The sequence below is a fragment of the Lacticaseibacillus camelliae DSM 22697 = JCM 13995 genome (genome assembly GCF_001311195.1).
Taxonomy (GTDB): Bacteria; Bacillota; Bacilli; order Lactobacillales; family Lactobacillaceae; genus Lacticaseibacillus; species Lacticaseibacillus camelliae.
In genome coordinates, this window is record NZ_BBAJ01000140.1 from 1 (window position 1) to 2,159 (window position 2,159).

1 protein-coding gene is annotated in these 2,159 nt (G+C 48.4%); it reads left to right on the top strand.

Translation table 11 applies throughout. The features are described 5' to 3' along the window. Window positions 1-264: 264 nt before the first annotated feature. Window positions 265-2,159, top strand: a 1,895-nt coding sequence (locus JCM13995_RS13325; RefSeq protein WP_054666539.1) for a lectin-like domain-containing protein, incomplete at its 3' end; no start/stop codon positions are given.

Genomic DNA, 2,159 nt, shown 5'->3' on the forward strand with positions numbered 1-2,159 from the left:
AAAATTGAGGTGATTTGACGATTGACGCCTTGATAAATGTGGATTTATGCCGTTCGGAAAGAACACATTGACGAAAGTCGGCCTTCAACCCTGAACAGCTCCAGCAATGAACACATCGCAAATAAAAGAAACAAAATTTTTGTAGTTGACGATGAATTTTTAGCATTCTAATTTGCTTATATATTCCTACCCCGTATAATTGAAAACGTAGCTATAGATATTATCTATAAGTCACTTCTTTTTTATAAAATATGGGGGAAAATTATGAACAATCGGGAGATTAAGGTACATTTCAAGATGTATAAAGCCGGCAGACAATGGTTGGTTGCGGGCATTGCTGCTTTCGGGCTTGGCATCGGGATTTCGACCGTTGGCGGCCAGAGTGTGTCCGCTGCAACGAATGACGCCGCAGTGACGGCGACCCAACAGGTCCCGGATCAAGTTGCGAGCGCCGCTTCTGAGGCGCCGAGTGCTGCCGCAGCACAAACTGACTCGGCCAGTTCTTCGGCGACTGATTCAACTAGTTCCGCTGCGCCGGCTGCAAGCAGCGCTGCTCCGCTGACAGCAACCTCGGCAGCAAGTAAGGCGGCAACGCCTGACGCTGCGCCTACTCAAAAAGCGTTCGTAGATGCCACATCTGCTGATCCGACTACAGACGGTAGCCAAAGCGCTGCACCTTCTAGTGATGCAGCAACCAGTGATGCAGCGACTGATGACAGCGAGAATAAGAACCTGGATGGCTCTAGCAAGACTCTCGATGCTAATTTTAAAGCCAATGGGAACGCCTCGATTGCCACGTCGGCGGATGATCAATCTGCCATCGTGACGCTGACACCTGATTTAGAGAATCAATCAGGTAACTTAACTCTGAACACTCAGATCGACCTTGATTATGATTTTGATATGGACGCCACCATCAATGTTTCAAAAGGTGATGGGGTATCAATTGGTTTCCACACCGGCAGCACTGATCAGGTTGGCCAAAAGGGTGGTTCTCTTGGTTTTGCCACTTTGCCAGGCGCGTTCGGCTGGAAAGCGGACACATACTACAACGGTGGTGTGGGACAGGACGATGACCGTAATCCCGCAGGCGTACCATATTTTGGCGCTGATCCGAAGGGCATGGCTGCGTTTGGCGCATTCGTGAACACTGATGCGAACGGTGTCACGATTGATACCGACGCGCACTCTGCAAAACAAATCGATTCGTCTTATACGGGTTTGCACGTTCACTATGATGCGGCCAGTCATACGTTGAAAGTGACACTGACTAGACCTCAAGGTGTAAGCGATGATTGGTGGCAAACCGTTATTCCTGCTAACACCCTGACTTGGACGGAAAACATCTCCGATTTCATTCCTGCAGACCATCTAGTGTCCTTCTTCATTGGCGCTTCGACAGGGGATGCGCATTCGGCTCAGACTTTCAAACTTAACAGTTTTCACTATAATGCGGTTGGCACCCTCAACGTAGATTTTGTTGATAAAGATAACACGAATAACGTTGTGGGACAGGCTGCAATCAAAGGCAAGTTGAATCACTCGGTCACCATTCAAGAAACGACACCTTATCGGGATGCGCTTCAGAAGGTGACGGACCAGGGCTACAGCTTGGTTGACCCAGGTGCGAAGACGACTCAGATCATCACGAGCAGCAACGAAACTCATGTGGTTGTCTATGTTCAAAAAGCATACAGCGCAACTGTCAAGTTTGTTGATGGGACAACTGGTAACGAAATCCAAAAAGCAAAACAGATCACTGGCAAGACTGGCGAAGTCAATGGCCTTGATGACGTTAATAAGGCGATTGCCGATATTGAACAACGAGGTTATGTACTCGATAAAGATGACATTCCAGATGGGTTCACCTTTGCTCTTGAAGATGACGGGAAGACGTTTACTGTGTCTTTTAAGCATGGCAAGAGTGAGTCCACTGCCATCACGACTCGGACCATCGAGTACACAATTAATGGTAAGAAGGATGGCGCTCCTGAGTCAGATGTTCAGACCGTCAACTGGACGATTACAACCGATGACGTGACTGGCAAAATCACGTCAGCGACACCTTCAAGCAACTATGCAGAAGTGACCCCCAGCTTAGACGGCTACACACCTGACAAGACGACGGTTCCTGAAGAAACACCGAAGCTGACGCTGAT